This window comes from Acetobacter fabarum (assembly GCF_011516925.1).
Lineage (GTDB): Bacteria > Pseudomonadota > Alphaproteobacteria > Acetobacterales > Acetobacteraceae > Acetobacter > Acetobacter fabarum.
The window spans coordinates 92,946-118,416 of sequence record NZ_WOTG01000006.1; the positions used below are offsets into that span (position 1 = coordinate 92,946).

A 25,471-nucleotide genomic window follows, 5' to 3' on the forward strand; every position below is an offset into this window, starting at 1 on the left:
GGTCCCCAGACCGAAATCCCTTGTACAGAAACCCGCATCACACGCCCTCAAAAATCAGGCTGCAATTGGTTCCACCAAAACCAAAAGCATTGCTCATTACCCGCTGGACCGGCTTATGGAGTGTGTCTGTCAGCACATGGCTGTTAAATGTGGGGTCAATCTGCTGCACATTCAGGCAGCCCGGCGCAAATCCTGCCCGCATCATCACAAGAGCAAACATGGCCTCGATAATCCCGGAGGCCCCCAGAGTATGCCCCGTCCAGCCTTTGGTGGAGGAACAGGGCACACTACGGCCAAACAGGGTATGCACGGCGTGGTCCTCCATGGCGTCATTCACAACCGTACCGGTCCCATGCAGATTGATATAGTCCAGTTGCGAGGCATCCAGTCCGGCCCGTTCCAGCGCCTCACGCATGGCCGCCACAGCCCCGCGTGCCAGCGGATCGGGGGAGGACATATGGTGGCCATCACTACTCACCCCATAACCGACCCACCGCCCCATGACCTCAGCACCAGAGCGCGCTCCTTCACGCTCGAGCAGAACAAAGCCTGCCCCTTCCCCTACGGAAATGCCGGTGCGCTGTGCATCGCACGGGCGGGTTGGTTCCGCACTCACCAGCCCGAGGGCGGCAAACCCCCTTAATGTCATACGGCACAGGCTGTCTGCCCCGCCAACGACAACGGCATCACACAGCCCGGCCTCCAGCCAGTGACGGGCATCCACAAATGCACGGGATGAAGAGGCACAGGCGTTGGAAACACTCAGTATTGGCCCTTCCAACCCCAGCCGTGCCGCGACAAACCGGGGGAGTGAGAACAGGTCCTGCGTATGGGCCTGATCAAACTCCGGGGGCGGTGCACCAGTGACCGGGTCCAGTGCTTCATAGGCATCTTCGGCTGAGAGAATACCAGACGTGGAAGTGCCCAGCACCACGGCAATCCTATAGGCACCATAAAACTGGCGGGCACTCTGCACTGCCTGCGCAAACCCATCCTGCGCACAGGCCATATCCGCCAACTGGTTGTTGCGGCACGTAAAGCCGGGGGCAACTCCCTCCAGCACATGCGTGCCAGCTTGTGGCACACAGCCGACATAGCCTGTTTTTATTCCGGCAAAGTCACATGGTGTTAGCCCCGAACGGCGTGCCAGCAGCGCATCTTCGGTCGCGGCCAATCCTCGCCCGATTGCGCTCAGGACTGTTCCAGCGGTTATGGCGAGTGGTTTCATGGTCGGTCTGGTGGTCCAATATTCGGGCGTTGTCCAGCCAGAAGAAAGCCGTAGATCATGGCTAACGCAACACCAAAAGCAACGGTTATCCCAATTTCGCGCAGTAATGGGGTCTGGCAGGCTGCCAGAAGGCCAAAAGTCAGCACGGTCATGGCATTGCAGGTCAGCAATGTGCGCATGGTTCTGGCTCGTTCTTCCGCGTCCAACTGGGGGCGTGCAAAGAACAGAGCGTAATCCAGACTAACCCCCAGCACAAACTGCAGGGCAATCAGATGAATGAGTGTAAGGGGCTGATGTAACAGGGCAAACGCCCCCAGCACCGTAATCTGCACCGCCCCCACAGCCCCGATTACGCGGAACATACGTCTGGCATCGCGCAGGCCAACCAGCAGCACGACAAACGCCAGCACACACCCGACGGCCATCCAACGCAATGTACGGCCTGTGTGGTAGGCCGAGAGGCTATCCACTTCCTTCCGCATATCCAGCACCAGAACATCCGGTTGCCCAGCCAGTGCGTGTTCTACAGCCTGATGGTCCTTCACACTTTCCGGAAAAACGAGGCCGAACCATTGCCCGCCCCGTGCAAACAGCAAGGGAGCCATTGCCGCCCCAACCGGCGTGCCCAGCATATCCTGCGGTAATAACGGGGGCATTTGCCGTGCACGCGCCACATCAGCCACAAATGCATCAAAGGCTGTCGCACGGAAGGGTAGTCCCTCCTTTGCCTGTGCAATAGCAACCTGCAACGCGGCCGGGGGTGGCAACTGGCTGGCCCGGCTGCGCTGCATCTGCACCGAAGGCAGTAAACGTGCCGCCTCCTGCACGCCTGCCAGTGCGCCCTTTTGCTGCAATTGCGCCCATACTGGTGCCAGAGCCTCCTCCCGCTCCAGCACTGCCTGCGCATTCTGCCCTGAGACTGCCAGCATGAGTGAAGAGTCCGGCACACCAAGATCACGGCGTAATGAATCGTCCAGTCGCAGGGTTTTCTCTGGCAGGGGGCTAAGGGCTGTAAGGCGAGTGTCCATAAGCGGGGGAGAACGCCATAACGCCACCGCGCAGAACATAACAGGCAGGCAGGCCAGAACCCGGTAGCGCCGCCAGCCTTCTGCCACAGCCAAAGGCCCGGACGGCCCACTCACATGCGGTGCCAGATCCGCTGCTACGACCAGTCTGGGCATGATATGCAGGGTAACAAGCGCTGCCACCACAAGCCCTACGGCAGCAAACACGCCCAGTTGCGCCAGCCCGGGCAGCCCGCAAAACACCATGCCGGTTAGCCCCAGCACAGCCGTTGCAACACCCAGCCGCAAACTATGGCCAATACGGTGCAGAGTTGCCTGTGGGCCTTCACCATGGTCACGGTGCCCGATAAGCAGCACCGGGTAATCCAGCGCCACACCCAGCATGGTCATACCAAAGCCGAATGCAATGCCATGCACAAAGCCAAAGGCCAGACGCACGACAAGCATGGCAACACTCAACGAGAGCAAAAACGGCACACCAATAGCTGCCAGCACCCACAGCGAGCGGAACCGCCAGTAAAGAATACTCACAACCAGCGCAAAGGAGCACAGCGCCATCATATCCACATCGCGCCGCATGCCCGCCGCACTGGACACGGCAAAAACTGACGGGCCGCTCATGAGCAGTCTGGCCGAACCGGGGTGCAAGGCGGCAAATGCCGCCGTTATGGTCTGTTCAACATGAGCCTGCCGGGCAAGGTCCATACCCGGGGCCTGCGTGCGCAACAACAGCAGGGCACGTGGCCGGTCCGGCGCAAACCAGACGCCCTGCACCACTCGAACACGCACATCCGGCTCCAATGCGCGCACGGTCTGCACAAACGCGTTTGTCGGGTCCCGCAGGAGTGCATCCGACAAAACAGAGCCTGCGGCGGAATCCAGCCCATCCAGAACATTGGAAAACGCCTGCGCCAGTGCCTGTGCATCCAGCTTGCGCACAGAATTATCGGGGGCAAGCTGGTAGCGATGCTCAAACAGGAGATTACGCAAGGTCTCGGCCTGATCCGTGGCAAAAACACCATTCAGGACAGAAACAAACTGGGGATCCCCTGCAAGGGCTGTGTGCAGGCCCAGACTAAGCCGGGCAAGTTCGGGCTCGGGAGCTCCCTCCACCCCCAGCATGATAACAGTGCCCGCTACACCGCCCTGCACTTCGCGTAATAAAAAGCGCGTTCCGTCATCATGGCCTTTGGGCAAAAAACCCGCCATATCCATCCGCAGCGGGATATTCAGGAACACCAGCACGGCAAACAGAACCGACACCGCCAGCGTTATGGCCAGAACCCCGGGTTTTCTACGCGGCCTCACGGGTCGAGGGTCAGGGTTTGCACATCCCCATTAGCCTGCACAATCTTCAGGCTCTGTATGGCGTTATTGCGCCCCTTCAGCACGACCAGACGCACCAGATGCACCGCCTGCGGGGAAAGAGGTGCCATATTAAGTGTCCATGCGCCAAGGTCGCCCTGTGCACTCAGGGTGTAATCATGCGTCAGGCTTGCCATGTCCCCTTCCAGCGGTGCGCGCATGGTTGTGACCAGCAGTGCAAGAGCAGGGCTTTGCGACAGCGGCACATTATGCACACTCCCCGCCCCCCGCTGGATGGAGACCATACTCCCGTCAATCACCAGTTTTTCGGGGCGTGGGGCCTGCGTGTTTTTCTCCAGATATGCGGGGCGATGGAACAGCAGCACGCCACTGGAAAGCAATGGGTGCGTAAGAGCCGCCATATCCTTTTGTTCATGGAAAGGCTGCGCACGCTCGGGCACCTGCCCCAGATGGGCAATAATCTGCCCGGTCAGGTCTGTTCCGTTATCGACCGCCCATGCCTGCCCCATGCCTGCAAGCAGCCCCCATGCCACCAGAAGAGAAAAAACTTTCACGGCAGGTCTTTCCAGTAATCATAAAAATTAAACCATGAGAACGGGTGCCTGCGGCACAGCGCCTCCATCCAGCCCGCGTATCGCTCCGCCGCCTGTTGCCCAAAAGCGGATCGCCCCTGCCGGGATGTGGGGTATGCCACACCAAACGGCACAAAATTTACGTCATAAACACCATCTGCTGCACGTATGGCGCTTACGAGCACAATGGGAGCGCCTGTAGCCATCCCCAGCCGGAAAGGCCCTTCGGGGAGCAAAACATCCCCCCCCAGCATTTTTGTGCGGATACACCGATCTGTATCGGGCGTTCTGTCCCCCAGAATACCAACCACTTCCCCCCGCCCCAGGCTTTCCGCAACGCGGAGCATGGTATCCACCTGCCCGATGGCAATAATGGTTTGTGCGTAAGTAGGGTCCAGCGCTTCCAGCACATCTGTGGCTCCCCCCAGATTGGAGCGGTACATGAGCATGCGCAATGTTATACCGTGCTCCCGCCCCAGAGACCTGAGCGCTTCAAACGACCCGATATGCGCCCCCAGCAAAAGGCACCCTCGCCCACCCGCCAGAGCCTGCAAAAAGCACTCCCGCCCCGTAACCCGCACATGTGGCATGTCCGTGGTGTTTTGCAGAAAAAAAATACGGTCCAGCACAACCTGTGCGAAGCACCGCATATGCCGCATAATGGTGGTTATTGTAGGGCGAACAGGCAAAGCACGACGCAAATAAGCGCGCGATGCCCGACGGGCCGCCCCGTTATGCAGAAAAAAATACAGCGTAATGGGGCCAAGAAGCCACTCCAGCCGCCGCCTTCCAACCTTGCGGGCCAGAAGCAGCGCAACCTGCATGGCAAACCGGTTACCCCGCTCCGGCACAACCCAGCGCCTGTCAGCCGTGCGTGGCATGCTCTTGTTTTGCCTTCAACACGGCCCGCATGACAGGCTGATCATTCAACTTGGCGGTCAGGCGCACAACGGAACCTGTACTCCGGGCCAGAAAAATCACTTTCTGGCCCGGAAGAACCGGATGCAGGAATTTGACCATATCCACATGCAACCCGGCTTGCCCCAACTGTTCCAGCCCGGCCTCCAGCAGCAAAACACCGGGCACAACCGGATTGCCGGGAAAATGGCCCGGCAGGCAGGGATGATCAGAAGGCAGCGTAAAAGACCCGACTTCCTCCTCCTGCATGGCCTGCCCTGCCATGGCACGCAACGCCTGCAAGGTGAGCTTACCCAACGCATTGCGGGGTAAGGCAGGTACCAGTCTGACGCTACGCGGCAGAAAAACCGGCTCAATCTGCTCCCGCAGGGACAGCAGAATGCTCTGGGCACTCAAGGTGGAGGATACGGCAAAAACCTGCATCCGGGCCAGAACATTGGTGGCTTCACCTTCAGGAGGCAGAAATGCCCCATCCTCCACACCGGGAATGGCGTTTAATACTGCATTCAGCGCAGCAAGAGACGTCCGCTTGCCACCCAGCTTGACCACGTCCTTCATGCGGCCCAGCAGCAAAAATGTGCCATCGCTCTGAGTTTGAATAAAATCGGCGAGCAGATAGCTCGGCACACCCGGTGCTGAAACTTCAACACCATCAGTACTTTCATGCGGAGTGACACCTTTATACCACTGCCAGTGTGCCCCGCTCACCGTCCGCCGGATGGCCATGGAACCTGTTTCTGTCGAACCGTAGATCTCGGTCACTTCTGTCCCAAGCACTTCCTCCGCCTCAGCGGCAAGCTCAGGCGCAAGCGGAGCCGAGGCCGAGACCACGCGCCGGATAGCTGGCCAAGCCAACCCCGAACGCAACATGGTACGCAACTGCAAAGGTGTTGTGACCAGAATGCGCGGGGCAAAAGCCCGGTTCAGGCTGGCCTGCCAGTCCGCCGGGTAACCACCGCCCCCTGCAACCACGGTAACGCGCGTGTTCAGGCATTGCAGCACCAATGCCTCAAACCCGTACATATGGTACGGCGGTACAGTGCCAACCAGACAGGCCGGGGCATCATCCGGGTCCAGCAGCACGCGTGCTGTTACGCTGCGTGTAACCAGCCCACCCCAGTATTTACGATGCCCGACCGGTTGCCCTGTGCTCCCCGAGGTAAAAACCAGCGCCACCAGTGTTTCCGGCTTGATGACAGGGTTATGGCAGGGCTGAGCCGCACTTTCAGCCGATGGAGGCATTGCCAGAACATCTGGCACTGTTAGCCCGCTACCGGCGAGCAATGCGCTCTCGGCATCTCCCTCAACACTGACACAGACGGCATTATGCTCCTGCGCAAGCTCTGCCAACCGGGCGGGATTACGCTCGCTGCTCAACAGCACATGCTGCCCCCGCAGCAAGGTTGCTGCAAACAGGAGTGTAAAATGGCTCACACCTGAGCAGACAGGCACAATCGGGCAGTCTGGCAGCAAGGCAGCCACCGCATGGGCGGCATGCAGAAAACTCCACCCTGTAACAGCCCCCTGATCGGTCAGAAAAAGCGATCTGTCAGGAGCATAAACAAGGGAAAGATCAGGCCATTGCTGGTCAGGCCTCATATTGGGCATCAGATTCACCCAGCAGTGCGATTTGCCTGCACAAATGCGCACAAAGACCGCAAGGAGCTAAAAATCTTTTTGTTATCCGGGTCTTCCGACCGCAGGGCCACGCCGTAATCACGCCCGACAAACAGGGCAATTTCAAGCGCATCAATGGAATCAAGACCCAGCCCTTCCCCAAACAGGGGGGCCTCGGGAGCAATTTCTTCAGCCGTGACTTCAAGCTGAAGTGCTGCAACAAGCCGTTCTGCAACTTCATGCTCAAAAGGCGTTTGTATTGTTGTCGAGCGGGTCGTATTCACAGCATGTCTCATGTTAAGTGCAGATATCATGAGTGAGCTAACACAAACACGCATTATCGCAAAGCCAACATGGCTGGAAAGACACACAGCTTTCCGGCGTGGGGCTGGTGCTATGCTTGTGTCCCTATCAATTCTTCTTTGGCATATACCCTATACACCTTACGCAGCAATTCCCGTTAGTGTTATCTCGCTTCTCATGCAGTGCATGGCGTTTGCTCTACTAAGCCTGCACCTTAAAACAAGTGCTGTTATGGCTATCTGCTTGGTGCCTTTGGCCGTGCACTGGCCACACCAGGCAACAGTTGCCGATGGCTGCGTGCTTTATGCGGCTTCTCTGGGGATGATGCTGTTCGTTTTTGGCCGCTCCCTTTTGCCATCCCGGCAGCCGCTTGTTGCTGTTATGGCCAGCCGGGTACATGGCCCCTTGCGGGCGGATATTGCACGCTACACACACGTACTAACGGTTTTTTGGACCATGTTTTTTGCCGCAGCCCTGACCACACCGCCGCTGCTGTTCTGGTTCGGGCCTGCTGGCATATGGCAATGGCCGCTCTCTGGGGGCACATTTGCCATGGCGCTGTTGTTCATGGTTATGGAGGCAGGTGTCAGGCGCCTTGTCATACGCGACTTCCAGCACGTATCACTCAGGACGACGATAGCGGCTTTCCGCAACACACACGCCTCGCCCATGCAAACAACAACCTCAGATGCATAAAAACGAGCCGTGTGTTGTCCCGCACATAATGGAAATGGGAAATCCCCCCTTCGGCTGCGTTAAAATACTGCACAACAGCGGGTTTATTGAGTGCGGGCACTCCCTGCCAGACCATACGCGCGGCAACCTCCGGATCAAAATCAAAGCCGCGCATAAAGCGTGATGCCTGAAGAACCATGACCAGTGGTTTGAGTGGATAAACCCTAAAACCAAACAGGCAATCTTTAACAGCGCCCCCTGTTTCCATATCAATGAGGATATTGGATAACTTGCGCCCCCACACGCGCAGAGCGGGTGCTTCTGACCCAAAGACTGGCACGCCCAGTACCAGAGCCTGCGGAGCGGAGCGGGAGAGCGCAATAAAATCCGGCACAGCCTGCGCTGGGTGCTGGCCATCTGCATCCATGGTCAAGGCATGCGTGTAGCCTGCCTGCAAGGCCCACAACGCCCCTTGCAAAACCGCGTGCCCCTTGCCCCCATTTTGTGCCAGATGCAGGATTTTGAGCCCTGCATGCGCTGGCAGCATATCATCCAGTGTACGGTCGCTGCCATCGGTACTGCCATCTGTAACCACCACTACATCCGGCCAGACCGCCAGCACGGCAGAAACCGTGCTCCGCAGCAAAAGCCCGGAGTTATAGGATGGAACAAGAACAATACAGCGGAACATGGCAGGCATACCTGTGGGTCAAAACCAGAATAAAATACAGCAAGACTGGTCCACATACCTCAATTACGGTAAGAACCGAATACCAAGATCATTGAACCGGAAATGGCAATGTCTGAGCGCATACCCTGCCCACCTCACCCTGTCCTGCCTGACTATTACCGCACCAAGGGGGAACACAGGCAGTTTGTTCGCTCTATTTTTGATAAAACCGCCGGCTATTATGACCGGATCAACGCTGTTTTTTCACTCGGGTCCGGTAAATGGTACCGACGCTGGATGTTGCGCATGGCCGGGCTGCGTGCCGGGCAGACATTGCTGGACGTTGCTACCGGCACGGGCCTTGTTGCGCAGGAAGCCGCAACCATAACGGATGCCGCCAACATTATCGGGCTGGATATGAGCGCAGGCATGCTCCAGCAATGCCGTGACAAACTGCCCATTCAGGTTGTGCTGGCAGATGCTCAGGCCCTGCCAGTTGCCCCTGCCAGCATGGACATGCTGAGCATGGGCTACGCCTTACGGCATGTGCAGGACCTTAGAGCAACGTTTGCAGGTTATCTGGATGTGCTTAAGCCCGGCGGCCATGTGCTGATCCTTGAGATCGGGCGGGCTGACAACCGGCTTATCCAGCTTATGCTGCGGTTTTACCTTGGCCGGGTTGTCCCGCTGCTGTCCGGCGTTGCGGCATCGCAGGACAGCAGGAGACTTATGGCCTATTACTGGGACACAATAGAAGAATGCGTTCCCCCCGCCCGTATTCTGGGCACCATGCAATCTGTCGGTTTTAGCAACGTGCGCAAACACACATCGTTTGGTGTGTTCCATGCGTATATGGCCGAACGGCCACTATAAACACCTTCAACACGCCCCAAGGTGCAGCCCTGTAATCTGGGCATGCACCTTGCTGGCTGCGGTTTAAGCTGCACCTGATGGCAGGCACACCCCATGGAATTCACGATTGGGATGTTCCTGCTGTTCACGGAAAAACTTCAATGCGTCTTCACAGGCTGCTTTGGTGTAAAATGAAGCCGTAATCATGGCGTCTTCATTGTCCGGGCCACGCTGCGCTACCAGCACCCATAACGGGCGCATGGAATGGCCATTTTCCACGCCATTTTGCGCAGTATCCACAATCACATCCGGTTGAGCATCGGCCATAACCGGATACGTGGCTGCCGCCAGCCCCACCGCAACAAAACACCCGGATACATAAAGCATCATACGCTTAAAATTGACCTTCATTCACCAAACTCCCGTATATAATATCAACAGGAACTTCTTACTCTATTGATCGGAATATGTGTCCCTTTGTATTACTCTATCTGGGATACAGAATTATCAATACTGCCTATGGTGCCGCTTGCTCCATAAGCAAGGCTGCGGCAAATTACGGGCATGATCCGTATTTTTATCGATTCCGATGCCTGCCCCGTCAAAGACGAAGTGTACCGTGTTGCCACGCGCTATAAATTGCATGTTTTTGTTGTTTCCAACCGTATGATGGCTGTTCCCGCCTCTCCACTTATTGAGCGGATTGTTGTGGATGCCGGTCCCGACATAGCTGATGACTGGATAGCCGAGCGCGTTCAAAGCCGGGATATTGTCATAACCGCTGATATTCCCTTAGCCGCCCGGTGTGTGGAAAAAGGTGCTTATGTTCTTGAACACAAAGGCCGGTTGCTGGATGGGGATGCCATAGGCATGGCATTGGCCATGCGGAACCTGATGACTGACCTGCGCTCGGCTGGAATGATCACCCCCGGAAGCGCTACATTTGGCAAGGCAGATCGCTCCCGCTTTCTGTCTGAGCTTGATACATTGGTGGTCAAGGCACGCAAACAACCCATCCGCCTGCTACCACCTAACGGATAACAGGCCGGCGGCAGCCCTGCGCTTTTGCGCGACAATAGCGCAGAGTTACGTCACGCCTGCCTGATGTAATGCTTACTGCACTTCTGCAGCAAAAATGTTAGCGCCCAGTGCCTGCGCAATAAACTGCACGGCAAGCTGCCCGCGAACGCTGTTGCCGGCCGCATCAAGGCGGGACGAATAAACACCAATGGCCAACTTACCGGGGACCACGGCTACAATACCGCCCCCTACCCCGCTTTTTCCTGGCAGGCCGACCTTGAACAGCCATTCGCCAGACGTATTGTACAAACCTGCGGTTGCCATAACTGCCAGTACATGGGCGCTTGTAGCGGCATCAACCACGGCATGATGGGTACGCGGGTTTGTCCCTCCATTGGCCAGAGTGGCCCCCATGGTTGCCAGATCAACCGCATCTACATCGTAGGAACATTCACGCGTATAAAGATCCACTGTTTCCGATACATCGGCATATAAATGGTCATAACTTTGCAGCAGCATTGCTATGGCCTGATTGTGCTGGTTACTGGCCATTTCTGATCGGTAAACATTATCGTTCAAATGCAAGGTATGCCCTGCAAATGCTGATGCTGTATCTATAACGCTCTGCCATTTTGCATCCAGCGTTTTGCCTTCGACCAGACTTGCTGTTGCCATGGCCCCCGCATTAACCAATGGGTTACCGGGGGGCGGGCTGCCACCCAGCTTGTCATTATTCAACTCTACCGCCAAAGCGGAATTAAACGGCAGACCGGTGGCATTCACGCCGATCTTATGCAGAACACTCTCTGCTCCCTGTTTATGCAGAACATCCGCCAGCGTAAAAATTTTAGAAACAGATTCCACAGGGAACGGGTGCCCAGCATCCCCAATCCGGAAAACCCGCCCATCCACCGTTACAACAGCAATGCCGTAGAGTTTGCCGTCTGCCTTGGCCAGATAGGGAATATAACTGGCATTTTTCCCTTCCATAACAGGCTTGTATTTGTCATAAGCCTGTTCAATCACTTTTTGGATAACAGCAGAAGATGCTGGCTGAGGCTTATCCCGTGCACTTGCATTATTGGTAGGCAACACTACAAAACAGGTTGTTAAGATCAACGAAGCGGATATTTTAATAAAAAAATTATTGCGCACAGGATCTATCTTTCATCAGCATTCATGTAATGCGTTACTACAATACACTTAATGAAAAATAAAATCCCACATCACAGCCTATGCAGTTCCCCTTTAGTTCCGCCAGAGCGTAATGTTCCCTTCACACTCACAAGCACCAAAAGAGGAAAACTTTTTAGCTGCAATCAATCAGTTACAATACTGGGTGTCAGAAACATGCTCCAGCCAATCAACCGGGGAGCCATTCTGCTTTTCCTGAATTGCAATATGGCTCATCGCCGTCGTTGCTGTCGCACCATGCCAGTGCTTTTCACCCGGGGCGAACCAGATTGTATCGCCGGGATGGATTTCCTCAATCGGGCTACCTTCACGCTGCACCCAGCCACACCCTGCCGTCACGATAAGCATTTGCCCAAGCGGGTGAGTATGCCAGGCGGTGCGGGCTCCCGGCTCAAACGTAACCAGCGCGGTGGTTACCTGAGAGGGCTCCGGCGGGTTAAAAAGTGGGTCTATACGTACCGTCCCAGTAAACCAGTCGACCGGCCCTTTAGCGGAGGGTTGGGTCCCTATGCGTTTGATCTCCATAAGCACTCTATCCTGTATGTGGTTCAAAAATGTTAAATCCGGTTGCTTGTCCTGCCTGAATGCCTGACAGGTTTTATGCTCCTCGACCGGCCAATCGCCCTGTCGTGGCCGCCAAAAGCGCAGCAATCGCAAGCACCACTGCACTAGCCGCAAATGTGGCCTGATACCCAACCCCGTCAAAAAGGATGCCACCACAGGTCGCCCCTAGCGTAATGGCGAGTTGGACAACTGCCACCATAAGCCCCCCACCGGCTTCAGCATCCTGGGGAAGTGTTCGGGCAAGCCAGGTCCACCAGCCCACAGGGGCGGACGTAGCGAACAAACCCCACGCAGTAAGTATAACAGCGGAAACAGCAACCCACTTACCCAGAACAATAAGAGCAGTAGCCAGAAAAGCCATGAGGACAGGAATAATAATCAGCGTGGGATAAACACTGTTTTTTAGAGCATTCCCGATCAGTACAGTGCCAACAAAGCCAGAAATACCCATAAGGAGCAGGATTAACGACAAAGTGGATACGTCCACATGAGCAACGTCTTCAAGAAATGGCCTGACATAAGTAAAAAGCGTAAACTGGCCCATAAAAAACAGGCTGACTGCCAGCATACCAACAGCCACAATCGGTCGTCTCAGCAAAAAAAATACACTGGCCGACTGCTGATGCCGCGCGCTCGCCATAGATGGGAGACTGACAAACTGCCAGACAAAAACAACAACAGCCACGGGCACCACACAGAAAAAAGCACCACGCCAGCCAATAAGACCACCTAAAAAACTACCAGCAGGTGCAGCAATAACGGTAGCCAGAGCGTTTCCGCCATTCAGGATTGCAAGCGCACGGGGCACGTGGTGGTCCTCCACAAGCCGCATAGCCGTAGCGGCAGACATGGACCAGAAACCGCCAATAACAACACCGATCATTGCCCGCCCGAGCATGAACACCACATAATTCGGAGCAAGGGAAACAACACTCCCCGACACGATCATCATGGCGATCAGGGCCAGCAACAGGGTTTTACGGTTAATCCCCTTGGCCAGTGCGGAAATAAAGAGGCTGGTCAGCACCGCAAATGCGCCAGAAACTGAAATAGCCTGCCCTGCCTGCCCTTCTGTAATATGCAGATCAGCCGCAATCGGGGTTAAAAGACTAACAGGCATAAACTCGGATGCGACAAGTGCAAACGCACCCAGAGACATGGCCAGCACCGCCCCCCAACCCCCGGCTGACTGATTGGCGCTCCGAGTTATTTTAGAAACTGTTTGAGAGATATTATCCATTCCGCCTCGGTATTATAGCAATCCGTAGCCATGATTTTCCCTACAGCGCACATAAGCAGCAAACAGCATTAACCTGGAAAACTGTAGCAGCGACTGAGGTTGCTTTAGGACATAAGGAACGAACTCTCTCAGGACTAGCCCCAATAAAACGAGCATGATCATGAATTATACTCATGAATAGACGTTTTGGGGTGTTTAGAGGCTACATGCCTGCTGGTAATGGGAGAAAAGGTCTGGGCATCACAGCACATGCTCTCCAGGCGGCTGAGCATCTGGATCCCTAGCCTGCAACCTATGAATGATATTTATGGATCAATGAAATTAAATCATTTTTATTCAATATTGTGTTCAGGCATAAAGAGTTCAACACAGCTTAAACGCAGAACACGACCAAACATAACCTGAAAAACAGAAGCATAAACCGTGAGGTTCTCAACTCCCGGAAGATGAAATCTGCTTTCTGACAAAACAGGAGGGAGTTCGACCATGATTACAGAGTCCTCATTCCAAATTAAGAGCATCCCGTTTGATGAGAACTATCACCCTTCAAACGACACACGTCTCACAACCAATTTTGCCAATCTGGCCAGAGGAGACAATCGTCAGGAAAACCTGCGCAACGTGCTCCGGATGATCAATAATCGGTTTAATGATCTGGCACATTGGGATAACCCCAAGGCCAACCGCTATTCTGTTGCGCTCGAGATTGTTTCTGTGGGGCTCCATATCGACCATGACAGCACAAACAATATTTTTCCCCTGATCGAAATCCTGAACACGACAATTATTGATCAAAAAAACAATCAACAGATTAAAGGGCTTGCCGGGAATAATTTTTCTTCTTACGTCCGTGATTATGATTTCAGCGTCTTATTGCCCAATTACAACAAGAATAAGCCTGAATTCCACGTTCCGCCTGACTTTGGTTATCTGCACGGAAATCTTTTTAAGAGTTTTGTACACTCTTCGGCCTACAAGAAAAACTTCAATAAGCTCCCGGTTATATGCTTGAGCGTTTCTACCAACAAAACCTATTGCCGAACAGATAACCATCACCCTGTTCTGGGGGTTGAATACAGGCAACAGGAACACTCGTTAACTGATCATTATTTTGAAAAAATGGGCATGCAGGTCCGTTACTTTATGCCCTACCGCAGTGTGGCTCCACTGGCTTTCTATTTTTTTGGTGATTTACTTTCCGATTACACAACACTGGAACTTATCAGTACAATCAGCACAATGGAGGCGTTTCAAAAAATTTATCGCCCTGAAATATATAATGCCAATTCTGTAGCACCACAAAGCTACCAACCCAGCCTGAGCCATCAGGATTATTCTCTCACCCGCATTGTTTATGACCGGGAAGAACGCAGCAAACTGGCGACAGCTCAAGGCAAATACACGGAGGAGAGTTTTATCAAGCCATATCACGCGCGTCTTGAGCAGTGGTCTGCCAGTTACTCTGCCTGATTAACCAGAACAATAAGGTCTTACTACCATGACAACAGCACTCCTCCCCACAGCAACAGCGGGCAGCTTGCCCAAACCCTCCTGGCTTGCAGAGCCCGAAACACTCTGGTCACCCTGGAAACTACACGGGCAGGAATTAATCGAGGGCAAACAGGATGCATTGCGCCTGACACTGGATGATCAAAATCGTGCAGGTATTGATATTGTCAGCGATGGTGAACAGACACGTCAGCATTTTGTCACTACGTTTATTGAGCACCTGAGTGGTGTTGACTTTAAAAACCGCCAGACAGTCAAAATCCGCAACCGGTATGACGCGAGTGTGCCGTCTGTTGTCAGCGCCGTGAGCCGCGAAAAGCCAATTTTTGTTGATGATGCAAGGTTTTTACGCACACTCACACAAAAACCAATCAAATGGGCTCTACCCGGCCCCATGACAATGGTCGATACACTCTATGATGGCCACTACAAAAGCCGCGAAAAACTGGCATGGGAATTTGCCAAAATTCTTAATCAGGAGGCCAGAGAGTTAGAAGCGGCAGGCGTGGATATTATCCAGTTTGATGAACCCGCGTTTAATGTTTTTTTTGATGAAGTGAATGACTGGGGCATCGCTGCATTAGAAAGAGCTATTGAAGGCCTTAAATGCGAAACAGCCGTTCATATCTGCTATGGTTACGGCATAAAAGCCAATATTGACTGGAAAAATACACTGGGCACACAGTGGCGGCAGTATGAAGAGATTTTTCCTAATCTCCAGAAATCCAATATCTCCATGGTTTCTCTGGAGTGTCAGAACTCTCGGGTTCCAATGGATCTGATTGAACTGCTGCGCGGTAAGAAAGTGATGGTTGGCGCGATTGATGTCGCAACCCATGCTATTGAAACACCAGATGATGTTGCCAACACCCTGCGCAAAGCCCTTAAGTTTGTGGATGCAGACAAACTCTACCCGTGCACCAATTGCGGCATGGCACCTCTTCCGCGCCACGTGGCCACAGCCAAGCTCCACGCTTTAGGTGCCGGTGCAAAAATTGTCCGTCACGAACTCTCTGCCTGAAGAGCTTATGGAACCATAGGCCATAAAAGCAATGCAGGATAAAACATAGGGAGCGTGTTTATGAGAATGAACAAAACTGATATATTTATACAATAACGTGAATCTTTTGTATCAATAAGGTGTGGCATGGGTATCCTTGAGCGCAGTCATCTGGCCATTATTCAAGCCGTCGCACGAGAAGGTTCGTTGACGGCTGCCGGAATGCGCCTGAACCTTACCCAGCCCGCCCTTAGCCATGCCATACGCAAGATTGAAAGCCAGCTAGACGTAAAAATATGGCGTCGGGAAGGACGCTCTCTTGTTCTTACCCAAGCGGGCGAGTGGCTGTTATCCTTGGCAAACCGCATGCTCCCCCAATTTGAGCTTGCAGAAAAACGGCTTGAACAATTTGCCAATGGTGAGCGTGGCACTCTTCGCATCGGCATGGAATGCCACCCCTGCTATCAGTGGCTACTTAAAGTCGTTTCTCCTTATCTGGAACAATGGCCAAAGGTTGACGTGGATGTGCGGCAAAAGTTCCAGTTTGGCGGCATTGGCGCATTGTTCAGTAATGAAATAGATATTCTGGTTACACCAGACCCACTTTACAAACCGGGACTAAGGTTTACGCCGGTTTTTGATTATGAACTTGTTTTGGTGGTTGGTCCCCAACACCCTTTACGGAATACAAAGTTCATTCTGCCAGAACAACTTGCGGGCGAAACCCTGATTACCTACCCGGTACCACCGGAGCGTTTGGACATATACACGCAATTCCTGCAACCAGCAGGTATTGGCCCAAGGCAGCAAAAGCAGATCGAAACAACGGATATTATGCTGGTTATGGTGGCACACGGCCGTGGTGTGGCTGCACTCCCGGGTTGGCTGGTGGAAGAATACGCCCCCCGCTTTGAACTCCACCCCATTAGACTTGGCAAAAAAGGCATTGCGAAGCAGATATTCCTTGGATACCGCGAAACCGATGAAGATATTCACTATCTGCGCAATTTTATTGAATTTGCAGCCACGTCTTGATCCCGCCTTTTAGGAGGCTCGGCCCTCGATTTAATGTAACAAAGCTCTCCCGCAACTTCTGGGCAACATAATCCCCTAAAAATTGTACCGATTGTATGGTATGAGATCGAATATATTTTTCGAACATACGGAACCCCCGTCGCATGCCCGAACAGTCCTACCTCGCCCACTGGAAAGAGGAAATCAGCCAGAGCCCGAATGCCATTTATCTGACGCTGGTCGATGCCCTTGCCCATTCCATTCGCAAAGGCGACCTCCGGGACGGCGATAAACTGCCCCCGCAAAGGACAATTGCAGAGCATCTTGGCACCAACCTGACAACCGTTACCCGCGCTTTTACTGAGGCGCGCAGACGAGGGCTGATTGACGCAACAGTCGGCCGGGGCACCTTCATTCGTGTTGGTGCGGGGGAAAGCCACTGGCGCCACACAGGCCCTGCGGTGGTTGACCTGACCATGAACCTTCCTCCCATCCCGCAAGACCCTCCTTTACAGCGGATTATTCAGACAGACATCGCAGCGATCCTCAAGCAGCAGGACCTGAACAGCCTGATGTCCTACCGTGTGACCGGTGGAACTGTTGAAGAGCGCCAGTTGGGTGCAAAATGGGTTGCCCCGATAATCGGCCAACGCCGGACAGACGAGATCATGATCTCACCAGGCGGCCAGAGCGCACTGGCCGCCATTGTCAGCACGCATACGCAACCGGGTGATGTGATTGTCACGGACCGCATTGCTTACCCCGGCATCCGGACCATTGCCGCACAGTTTGATCTTATTCTGGTTGGTGTGGACAGCGACACAGAAGGCATGATGCCAGACCAGCTTGACCGGGTCTGTGCGCAGCATCACCCCCGTCTGCTTTATTGCATTCCAACAATCCACAACCCTACAACCGCCACAATGTCCCTACAGCGGCGCAAGGATATTCTTGCAGTCGCACAACGGCACCACCTCCATATTGCTGAGGACGACCCTTACAGCCTGCTTATGGATAATCCTCTGCCAGCACTGGCAGCCCTTGACCATAGCCGGGTCAGTTACGTGGCAACATTGGCCAAAACACTCAGTCCCGGTTTGCGCACGGCGTATGTCGCCCTCCCCAATGCCGACATGACCCGGCGGGTAACGGCTGCCATCCGGGCCATTGCCCTCACCAATGCGGGGCTGCTCAGCGCCCTGACTGCACGATGGATGCAGACAGGACAGGCCCATACAATCCTGCACGCAATTCAGAAAGAGCTGCGGTTACGCCAGTCTATCGCACGCACGGTTCTGGGTGAGCAGCACTGCACGAACCCTGACGGCCCCCATGTCTGGCTCAAACTCCCGGCATGGTGGGGGAGCGCGGATTTTGTCGCCTACGCCCGCAGGCGCGGTCTGGCACTGGTGCCCAGCACCGTTTTTACCATTAATGGGGAACCCCCGCAGCGGGCGCGTATTGCCTTGGGCAGTGCGCCCGATGCCGCAAGCCTGGAAGAGTCCCTCCGTGGCGTTGTCTCAGTCCTCCAGCACAAGCGCTCCCCCGGCTTTGCCGATATTGTTTAACCCGTTGCAGCACTCGGCAGGCCACGTTGTACCCAAAGGGCAAACGTGGTCTGCCAGAACAAACGCACAGCAATATCACGAATGCGCGAGGTAAATATAAAGCAAAACCAGTATGTTAGCTGAACGCCGCAGAATTGTATGACCTTGTAGAATAAACTGTATGCTTCTGTACCCGCAAAAAGAGCTTATCCGGGAAAAATTGTTTTTTTTGTCATGCAAACGGATGTCATACAAAATTTTGCGTCAGACTTAACCCGTGTCACGTTTGCTCCAGCAAAGCGGTCAGGCCGGCTTCCTGCCGGAGACCGCAGCACACGGGAGACATACCATGCCAACACTCGAGCACGCTCCGCATAAAGATGGCGACTGCTTCGTTAACTATGAAAACAAGGTTTTTGAGGACGTCAAAGCCCAGCCGGGTGAAAAAGCCCTTATCACCTTTCATACCGTTGCAAATGAAGGTTCGGTCGGGTTTGTAAATCTGCTGCAGGCCACACGGCTGATCCGCAAGGGGTTTGAAACCTCAGTGCTGCTCTATGGTCCGGGCGTCACTCTTGGCGTGCAGCGCGGCTTTCCCCGTCTGGGTGATGAAGCTTTTCCGGGGCACATGAACTGCAACAAGCAGATTGCAAAAATCCTTGAAGAAAGTGGCAAAGTTTATGCCTGCCGCTTCGCACTTCAGGCACTTTACGGCTACGGCGAGCAAAACCTTATTCCCGGGATAACACCCATCAATCCGCAGGATGTGCTGGACATCATTCTGCTGGCCCGGCGGGACAACGCCTTTATTCTGAACACCTGGACTCTCTAAAGGCCAAAGGGAGGACCGCAAGCCATGTCCCGTATCGTTCGCGCCGCAGCTATCCAGATCAGCCCCATCCTTGGTGACGATGGTCTGGGCACTGCACGGAAAGTCTGTCAGGCCATCCGCGATGCCGCCGAGAAAGGTGTAAAGCTGGCGGTCTTTCCCGAAACCCTTGTGCCTTATTACCCCTATTTTTCGTTCATTCAGCCTGCATTCCGCTTTGGTGGTGAGCATCTTGAACTCTACAAACGCGCCGTTGTTGTCCCCGGTCCGGTAACGGACATGGTGGCCGAAGCTGCGCGCGACACCGGCATGGTTGTTGTGCTGGGTGTAAATGAGCGGGATTACGGCACACTCTACAATACACAGATTGTGTTTGATGCCACAGGAGAAATCCTACTCAAACGCCGCAAGATCACCCCCACTTACCACGAACGCATGGTATGGGGGCAAGGGGATGGCGCTGGCCTGAAGGTCGTGGAGAGTGCAGCCGGTCGCATTGGAGCGCTGGCCTGCTGGGAACACTATAACCCCCTCGCCCGCTACGCGCTGATGACCCAGCACGAGGAAATCCACTGTGCACAGTTCCCCGGTTCACTGGTGGGGCCAATTTTTGCAGACCAGATGGAAGTGACCATTCGCCACCATGCGCTGGAATCCGGCTGCTTTGTCGTAAACGCCACAGGATGGCTTACGGAAGAGCAGATCCAGAACATAGCGCGTGACCCGGGGCTTGAAGGCCCTCTGCGGGGCGGTTGCTTTACTGCCATAGTTTCGCCCGAAGGCAAGCTGCTCGCTCCCCCGCTCACGGAAGGCGAAGGGATGGTCATAGCTGATCTCGACTTTGCCCTGATTACCAAGCGCAAACGTATGATGGATTCCGTAGGACACTACGCACGCCCGGAGCTGCTGAGCCTGCTGCAGGACCGCCGCCCCGCTCATACCGTGCATTACGTTGGTGAAAATGAGCCTTACTCTGCCCTGACAGACGAGGTGGCACCATGACCATTCCAACACTCGGCACCTTTTCTGGTCGCAAGCTTATCACCGACCTGCAATCCTTCGGGTTACAGATTGGTGAGCAGAGCAACGGCATGACCCGCAAGGGCGGAGCCGGTCCCTCCGACCACAAGACAATCACCATCGCGGGCCAGACCGTTATGGTCCCGGTCTATACGTCTGGGGCACAGCGCTCTCCTTTTCAGGCCAGCCCGCCAGACCGGAGTGGAACCAGCACGCTGCTACGTGATGGCCAGACACTCGGCACAATCCACTTTCCTGCTGCTCCACGCTTTTATGGGCTAAGCACGGCAGACGGTATCCCATACTGGAAGATTGCCCTGCTCCACGGGCGCGACACGCTGGCAACCACGGTGCACCAGACCTGCATCCGCTATGCCGACCGACGTACGTCCTGCCAGTTCTGCGCTATTGGCCAGTCACTGGAGGCCGAGCGCACCATTGCCTACAAAACGCCCGCGCAACTGGCCGAGGTCGCCAAAGCCGCCGTGGAACTGGATGGCGTGCGGGATATGGTGCTGACAACCGGCACCCCCAACGTTATTGACCGGGGAGCTTCGGTGCTTGCGGACTCTGCGCGTGCCATCCGTGCTGCGGTTAATCTGCCGCTTCAGGTCCAGTGCGAGCCACCGCGTGATCACGGCTGGTTCCAGCGCCTGCGCGAGGCGGGGGCCGATAGTCTGGGTATGCATCTTGAAGCCGCCATACAGGCCGTGCGCGAAAAAATCATGCCCGGCAAAGCAACAGTAAGCGTTGACCGCTACATGGAAGCTTTTGCCAGCGCCGTACCGGTTTTTGGGCGTGGGCAGGTCAACACCTATATTCTGGCCGGTCTTGGCGATGGTGCCGAAGATATTCTTGGTTTGGCTGAACGCCTTATTGCATTGGGTGTTTATCCCTTCGTGGTGCCGTTCGTGCCTATTTCCGGCACACCATTGGAAAACCACGCACCGCCTACCGCTGATTTCATGAAGTCGGTTCTGGCACCACTTGGGCGGATGCTACGCGATGCCAACATGAAATCCACCGACATCCGCGCCGGATGTGGCCGGTGTGGTGCGTGCTCCTCTCTCTCGGCCTATGAACAATGAGTGCTTTACTCGAAGGTGTGGAACACCGCCCGTTCATCCCGACGGAATATGTCGTGCGTCTTGCCCGTACACCGTGGGAACGCGCAGGTTATCATGCCCTCCGCCGCGAGGTATTCTGCACTGAGCAGCAGGTTTTTGCCGAGGATGATCGGGACGGCATTGATGACGTAGCCATCCCCATTATTGCAGCCTGCTGTATGGCAGGCATGCCGGACCGGATTGTAGGGGCCGTACGCATCCATGAAGCCGAACCCGGTGTCTGGCGTGGTTCCCGTCTGGCTGTGCATGAAGACCATCGCAAGCTGGGGCGGATCGGGGCGGAACTGATCCGCATGGCTGTCAGCACAGCACACGGGCTTGGGGCCACGCGCTTTCTGGCTCAGGTGCAGGAGCAGAATGTACTGTTCTTCCGCCGCCTGCACTGGAAAAGCCTCGGGATAATCTCCCTGCATGGTCTGCCACATCATGACATGCAGGCCGACCTCTCCCGCTATCCGGCACATGGCCTGAACCAGACATGGCTGCTGCGCCCACAACCGCGCACCAGACAGGTGGCATAATGGCAGGCAAGCTCACCGCGCTGCTGCATACCCTGCGCCGCAGCCGCGCCCTTGCATGCAAGCAGGATATTGCCGAGGCAGCGGCAATCCTTAAACCCACCGACCCCAGCGCCATCCGCCTTGGCGATGACTGTGCCGCCATACGGGATGGAGATGGCTACCTCCTGCTGGCCAGCGAGGGTTTTCAGGACAGTTTTGTACGCGCCATGCCGTGGTTTGCCGGTTACTGCGGCGTCATGGTCAATATCAGCGATATTGCGGCAATGGGTGGCCGCCCCGTTGCGGTAGTCAATGCCTTATGGAGCGATACCTCTGAATCCGCGGCATCTGTCCTGCAAGGTTTGCAGGATGGAGCACTGACCTATGGCGTGCCCGTTGCTGGCGGGCATACCAACATGCGCAGCACTCACAACTCGCTTTCGGTCGCAATTCTGGGGCGGGCACGCCATCTGCTCACCAGTTTTGACGCCCGCCCCGGCGAGGTGCTGATTGCCGCCATTGATCTGCGCGGCCGCTGGCATGACCCTCACCCGTTCTGGGACAGTAGTTCCGCGCTGTGCGGCACCGATGCGATTACCCGGTTACAAGCCGACATAGACCTTCTGCCACAAATAGCCGAGGACGGGCTGAGCCGTGCAGCCAAGGACATCAGCATGGCCGGCGTGCTGGGTACAGCCCTTATGCTGGCCGAGTGTTCTGGCGTGGGCATGCACATCACGCTGGATGATATTCCACGCCCAGAACACGCCCCCATGGCCCGCTGGCTGGCGGCTTTCCCCAGCTATGGCTATTTGCTGAGCGCCCGGTCAGAGGATGCACAGGCCGTTATGGCGCGCTTTCATGGGCGGGACATTGCTGCGGCCGTTATCGGCCAGTGCAACAATACCCGCAGGCTGGATGTTACCTGGGGAGACGAGACAGACACTTTCTGGGATCTTGCACAAACGCCGCTCATGGGGTTTGCGCCATGAGCCTGTCCATTGGCATTCTGACGCACTCGACCCTTCCGCGCGGTGGCGTGGTGCATGGCATGGCGCTGGCAGAGGCGTTGTGTGACGCAGGGCATAAAGCAACCCTGATCGCCCCGGATGTGACAGGTGCAGGCTTTTTCCGCCAACCCCGCTGCGCTACGCGTTACATTGCAGCCCGAGCGGAGCGGAACCTGCCTGCTCTGGTGGAACGCCGTATATGCGAGATCACGGACGCGCTCAGGGATGAGGCACCATTTAACGTTCTTCATGCGCAAGACCCCATAAGTGCTAACGCGCTGGCTGAACTGGTGGCGCAAGGCCGGATACCGGGCTTTGCCCGCACGGTTCACCACCTCGACCGTTTTGCTCACCCCGGCCTTGCAATGCGGCAGGAACGCGGGTTCATGGCCGCGGCCGAGCTGTTCACTGTCAGCACCATGTGGGAGGGCATCCTGCGCGGCGAGCATGGCCGTGAAGCACCTGTTGTTGGCAACGGCGTTGATCCTGAACATTTTTCACCCGCACCGGGCCCGCAGGACAGCTCACTGCGGGCGCGTTACCACCTGCCGGTTGGCCGCCGCCTGATTCTGGCGGTCGGCGGGGTCGAGCGCCGCAAGAATACGCTGCACCTGCTGGAAGCTTTTCTGGCGCTGCGCCGTGACCAGCCCGATGTGCATCTGGTTGTGGTGGGCGGGGCTTCATTGCTGGATCATTCGGCCTACCGCGCGCTGTTTGATATGCGGTTGCGCCAGAGCGATGCAGCCGAGCATGTCACCCTCACCGGAGCGGTGGCGGATGAGGATATGCCTGCATTTTACCGGCAGGCAGCCGTGCTGGCCTACCCGTCCGTAACCGAGGGGTTTGGTCTGTGCCCGCTGGAAGCCCTCTCCTGCGGCACGCCAGCCATTGTGCCGAAGGTTGCCCCTTTTACCGAGCACCTTCAGGCGTCAGACGTGCTCTGGTGCAACCCCAAGCACCCGGACACCCTGTTTTTAGCCTTGCGTGACGCCCTTAGCGCCAAAAACCGCGAGCACTTCCGGCTCAGCGGCCCCGCAACGGCCCGTCGTTTCGATTGGCACGGTGTTGCCAGTCGGCACCTCCCCGCATACCGGCGGCTGGCGGCCTTGTCGCACGCTGGCACTCCGGCTTCTGGAGCTTTGTCATCATGCCCGAAATGACTTTTCGTGTGCGCTGGCCCGATGGGCAAGAGAGCGATTGCTACTCTCCATCGCTGGTCATCAAGGACCACTTTACACCGGGTGAGGATTACCCGGTTCGCACTTTTCTGGAACAGGCCGATACAGCCCTGACACAGGCCAGCGAGCGGGTGCGTGCACGCTACGGCTTTGCCTGTAGCCGTGCCCTTGGCCAGCTCCAGGCGATCCGCCAGACCTGTACGCCCTTCCTCAATCAACCTGATGCGCAGGTGCGTATCCTGTCTTTCAGCCTCTGAAACGAAAGAATGACCATGACACAGAATGAAAAAAGCATCCCCGTCATTATCGTGGGTGGTGGTCAGGCTGGCCTGTCCATGAGCTGGTATCTCTGCCGCGAGAACGTGGACCACGTGGTGTTCGAGGCCAAAACCGCCTGCCATTCGTGGGATGATGAGCGCTGGGACAACTTCTGTCTAGTGACACCCAACTGGCAGTGCGAACTGCCCGGGCACCCCTACAGGGGGAGCGACCCGCACGGCTTTATGGTAAAGCAGGAAATTATTGACTACGTAAAAGGGTTTACGGATTCCTTTACCGCCCCTTTGCGCGAACATACGCCAGTCACGTCCATTACACGCCATGAAAACGGTGGCTACCGCGTAGTGGCAGGGGCAGAACTCTGGCACGCACAGCATGTTGTGATTGCTTCGGGCGCGTACCATGACGCCGTTATTCCCGGTTACGCCAGCGCCATTGATCCTTCCATTTATCAGGTTCACTCCCAAGATTATCGCAACGCGGCCCAACTGCCTGATGGTGCCGTGCTGGTGGTGGGGAGTGGCCAGTCCGGCGCACAGATTGTGGAAGACCTGTTTATTGAAAACCGCAAAATTCATCTGTGTGTCGGTTCTGCCCCCCGTGTCTCACGCTTTTATCGTGGGCGGGATGTTGTGGACTGGCTTGCAGACATGCAGTTTTACGACCTGACAGTAGACAACCATCCGCTGCGTGATGGTGCGCGTGACAAAACCAACCATTATGTCACCGGCCGGAATGGTGGCCATGACCTTGACCTGCGGCTTTTTGCCAAAAACGGCGTGGGCCTGCACGGCACGCTGGAAACCATTCGGGACGAGGTAGCCCATTTTGCACCGGACCTACGGGACAATCTGGATGATGCCGACAAGACCAATGCCGACATCAAAAAATCCATTGACGCCTACATTGCCCGTGAAGGTATTACCGCCCCAACCGAAGCACCATACGTGCCCGTATGGGAACCCGATGGCAGCAATACGCCACTGGACCTGAAGGCCGCGGGCATTACCTCAATCATCTGGTGCATTGGTTTTCGCCCGAATTATCGCTGGATCGACGTGCCCGTGTTTAATGGTGCCAACAAGCCGCTCTGGCATCGGGGGGTAACAGATGCGCCCGGCTTCTACTTCCTTGGGCTGCCGTGGCTGCATACATGGGGCTCCGGCCGGTTTTCCGGTATCTCGCGCGATGCGGCGTGGCTGGCCAGCCAGATTACCGGCAAAGACGTGCCTGTAGCCTGAGGAAAGGAAAAGC

Annotated in this window: 27 protein-coding genes; 15 read left to right on the plus strand and 12 right to left on the minus strand. The window is 55.7% G+C overall.

Going from position 1 to position 25,471, the window contains the following annotated elements; translation table 11 throughout:
• Window positions 1–37: 37 nt before the first annotated feature.
• From GOB83_RS09070 to GOB83_RS09095, 6 genes are read right to left on the minus strand one after another with little or no spacing between them, the layout of a single operon-like run.
• Window positions 38–1,228, minus strand: a complete 1,191-nt coding sequence (locus GOB83_RS09070; RefSeq protein ID WP_165925824.1) for a beta-ketoacyl-ACP synthase — start codon at window positions 1,226–1,228, stop codon at window positions 38–40.
• Window positions 1,225–3,561, minus strand: a complete 2,337-nt coding sequence (locus GOB83_RS09075; protein ID WP_264802694.1) for an MMPL family transporter — start codon at window positions 3,559–3,561, stop codon at window positions 1,225–1,227. The genes GOB83_RS09070 and GOB83_RS09075 overlap by 4 nt, the downstream gene beginning before the upstream one ends.
• Window positions 3,558–4,133 carry a LolA-related protein gene (locus GOB83_RS09080; RefSeq protein WP_086646826.1) on the minus strand — a complete coding sequence of 192 codons (576 nt, stop codon included), beginning with the start codon at window positions 4,131–4,133 and terminating at the stop codon, window positions 3,558–3,560. The genes GOB83_RS09075 and GOB83_RS09080 overlap by 4 nt, the downstream gene beginning before the upstream one ends.
• The gene (locus GOB83_RS09085; RefSeq protein ID WP_165925825.1) at window positions 4,130–5,032 is read right to left on the minus strand and encodes an LpxL/LpxP family acyltransferase; all 903 of its coding nucleotides are present in this window, start codon (window positions 5,030–5,032) and stop codon (window positions 4,130–4,132) included. The genes GOB83_RS09080 and GOB83_RS09085 overlap by 4 nt, the downstream gene beginning before the upstream one ends.
• Entirely contained in the window at window positions 5,016–6,677 is a 1,662-nt protein-coding gene (locus GOB83_RS09090; RefSeq protein WP_165925826.1) for an AMP-binding protein, read from the minus strand. The genes GOB83_RS09085 and GOB83_RS09090 overlap by 17 nt, the downstream gene beginning before the upstream one ends.
• 5 nt (window positions 6,678–6,682) lie before the next feature.
• Window positions 6,683–6,982 (minus strand): phosphopantetheine-binding protein, encoded by a 300-nt coding sequence (locus GOB83_RS09095; RefSeq protein WP_086646829.1) that lies wholly within the window; start codon window positions 6,980–6,982, stop codon window positions 6,683–6,685.
• Window positions 6,983–7,175: 193 nt separating this feature from the next.
• On the opposite strand from GOB83_RS09095, the gene GOB83_RS09100 reads away from it, so the two are divergent.
• Entirely contained in the window at window positions 7,176–7,685 is a 510-nt protein-coding gene (locus GOB83_RS09100; RefSeq protein ID WP_165925827.1) for a COG4648 family protein, read from the plus strand.
• Here GOB83_RS09100 and GOB83_RS09105 read toward each other — a convergent pair.
• Window positions 7,615–8,355: a glycosyltransferase family 2 protein gene (locus GOB83_RS09105; protein WP_198911994.1), complete on the minus strand. Its 741-nt coding sequence runs from the start codon at window positions 8,353–8,355 to the stop codon at window positions 7,615–7,617. The genes GOB83_RS09100 and GOB83_RS09105 overlap by 71 nt on opposite strands.
• A 108-nt stretch (window positions 8,356–8,463) precedes the next feature.
• Here GOB83_RS09105 and GOB83_RS09110 point away from each other — a divergent pair, with 108 nt between their 5' ends.
• Window positions 8,464–9,207 carry a class I SAM-dependent methyltransferase gene (locus GOB83_RS09110; protein WP_086646832.1) on the plus strand — a complete coding sequence of 248 codons (744 nt, stop codon included), beginning with the start codon at window positions 8,464–8,466 and terminating at the stop codon, window positions 9,205–9,207.
• Window positions 9,208–9,270: 63 nt separating this feature from the next.
• Here GOB83_RS09110 and GOB83_RS09115 read toward each other — a convergent pair whose 3' ends face one another.
• Window positions 9,271–9,597: a hypothetical protein gene (locus tag GOB83_RS09115; protein ID WP_165925829.1), complete on the minus strand. Its 327-nt coding sequence runs from the start codon at window positions 9,595–9,597 to the stop codon at window positions 9,271–9,273.
• 153 nt (window positions 9,598–9,750) lie between these two features.
• Here GOB83_RS09115 and GOB83_RS09120 point away from each other — a divergent pair, with 153 nt between their 5' ends.
• On the plus strand, window positions 9,751–10,227 hold the full coding sequence (locus tag GOB83_RS09120; protein ID WP_165925830.1) for a YaiI/YqxD family protein: 477 nt from the start codon (window positions 9,751–9,753) through the stop codon (window positions 10,225–10,227).
• A gap of 72 nt (window positions 10,228–10,299) precedes the next feature.
• Here the strand turns inward: GOB83_RS09120 and glsA are convergent, their stop codons facing one another.
• From glsA to GOB83_RS09140, 4 genes are all read right to left on the minus strand, one after another.
• A complete protein-coding gene (glsA, locus tag GOB83_RS09125; RefSeq protein WP_306309883.1) occupies window positions 10,300–11,361 on the minus strand; it encodes a glutaminase A in 1,062 nt (353 codons plus the stop codon).
• 168 nt (window positions 11,362–11,529) lie between these two features.
• A complete protein-coding gene (locus GOB83_RS09130) occupies window positions 11,530–11,925 on the minus strand; it encodes a (R)-mandelonitrile lyase (RefSeq protein WP_165925831.1) in 396 nt (131 codons plus the stop codon).
• 73 nt (window positions 11,926–11,998) lie between these two features.
• The gene (locus GOB83_RS09135) at window positions 11,999–13,123 is read right to left on the minus strand and encodes an MFS transporter (protein WP_194301356.1); all 1,125 of its coding nucleotides are present in this window, start codon (window positions 13,121–13,123) and stop codon (window positions 11,999–12,001) included.
• A gap of 413 nt (window positions 13,124–13,536) precedes the next feature.
• Window positions 13,537–13,692, minus strand: a complete 156-nt coding sequence (locus GOB83_RS09140) for a hypothetical protein (protein ID WP_165925833.1) — start codon at window positions 13,690–13,692, stop codon at window positions 13,537–13,539.
• Between GOB83_RS09140 and GOB83_RS09145 the strand changes: the two genes are divergently transcribed.
• The 12 genes from GOB83_RS09145 to GOB83_RS09200 all read left to right on the plus strand — a co-directional run bounded on the left by GOB83_RS09145 (window position 13,691) and on the right by GOB83_RS09200 (window position 25,458).
• Entirely contained in the window at window positions 13,691–14,674 is a 984-nt protein-coding gene (locus GOB83_RS09145) for a DUF1852 domain-containing protein (RefSeq protein WP_165925834.1), read from the plus strand. The two genes, GOB83_RS09140 and GOB83_RS09145, sit on opposite strands and share 2 nt — an antisense overlap.
• A gap of 28 nt (window positions 14,675–14,702) precedes the next feature.
• Window positions 14,703–15,734: a methionine synthase gene (locus GOB83_RS09150; RefSeq protein WP_165925835.1), complete on the plus strand. Its 1,032-nt coding sequence runs from the start codon at window positions 14,703–14,705 to the stop codon at window positions 15,732–15,734.
• Window positions 15,735–15,860: 126 nt separating this feature from the next.
• The gene (locus tag GOB83_RS09155) at window positions 15,861–16,748 is read left to right on the plus strand and encodes a LysR family transcriptional regulator (RefSeq protein ID WP_165925836.1); all 888 of its coding nucleotides are present in this window, start codon (window positions 15,861–15,863) and stop codon (window positions 16,746–16,748) included.
• A 143-nt stretch (window positions 16,749–16,891) separates the two neighbouring features.
• The gene (locus GOB83_RS09160) at window positions 16,892–18,295 is read left to right on the plus strand and encodes an aminotransferase-like domain-containing protein (RefSeq protein WP_165925837.1); all 1,404 of its coding nucleotides are present in this window, start codon (window positions 16,892–16,894) and stop codon (window positions 18,293–18,295) included.
• A 328-nt stretch (window positions 18,296–18,623) separates the two neighbouring features.
• Entirely contained in the window at window positions 18,624–19,106 is a 483-nt protein-coding gene (locus GOB83_RS09165; protein ID WP_165925838.1) for an MSMEG_0572/Sll0783 family nitrogen starvation response protein, read from the plus strand.
• Window positions 19,107–19,130: 24 nt separating this feature from the next.
• Entirely contained in the window at window positions 19,131–20,105 is a 975-nt protein-coding gene (locus tag GOB83_RS09170; protein ID WP_165925839.1) for a Nit6803 family nitrilase, read from the plus strand.
• Complete coding sequence (locus GOB83_RS09175) at window positions 20,102–21,211, plus strand: MSMEG_0568 family radical SAM protein (RefSeq protein WP_165925840.1); 1,110 nt, start codon at window positions 20,102–20,104, stop codon at window positions 21,209–21,211. The genes GOB83_RS09170 and GOB83_RS09175 overlap by 4 nt, the downstream gene beginning before the upstream one ends.
• Window positions 21,208–21,771, plus strand: coding sequence for an MSMEG_0567/Sll0786 family nitrogen starvation N-acetyltransferase (locus GOB83_RS09180; RefSeq protein ID WP_165925841.1), 564 nt, complete (start codon window positions 21,208–21,210; stop codon window positions 21,769–21,771). The genes GOB83_RS09175 and GOB83_RS09180 overlap by 4 nt, the downstream gene beginning before the upstream one ends.
• The gene (locus GOB83_RS09185; RefSeq protein ID WP_165925873.1) at window positions 21,771–22,742 is read left to right on the plus strand and encodes a sll0787 family AIR synthase-like protein; all 972 of its coding nucleotides are present in this window, start codon (window positions 21,771–21,773) and stop codon (window positions 22,740–22,742) included. The genes GOB83_RS09180 and GOB83_RS09185 overlap by 1 nt, the downstream gene beginning before the upstream one ends.
• Window positions 22,739–23,920 carry an MSMEG_0565 family glycosyltransferase gene (locus tag GOB83_RS09190; protein ID WP_165925842.1) on the plus strand — a complete coding sequence of 394 codons (1,182 nt, stop codon included), beginning with the start codon at window positions 22,739–22,741 and terminating at the stop codon, window positions 23,918–23,920. The genes GOB83_RS09185 and GOB83_RS09190 overlap by 4 nt, the downstream gene beginning before the upstream one ends.
• A complete protein-coding gene (locus tag GOB83_RS09195) occupies window positions 23,908–24,195 on the plus strand; it encodes an MSMEG_0570 family nitrogen starvation response protein (RefSeq protein WP_165925843.1) in 288 nt (95 codons plus the stop codon). Before GOB83_RS09190 ends, GOB83_RS09195 begins: the two co-directional genes overlap by 13 nt.
• 15 nt (window positions 24,196–24,210) lie before the next feature.
• Window positions 24,211–25,458 carry an MSMEG_0569 family flavin-dependent oxidoreductase gene (locus GOB83_RS09200; RefSeq protein WP_165925844.1) on the plus strand — a complete coding sequence of 416 codons (1,248 nt, stop codon included), beginning with the start codon at window positions 24,211–24,213 and terminating at the stop codon, window positions 25,456–25,458.
• Window positions 25,459–25,471: the final 13 nt, after the last annotated feature.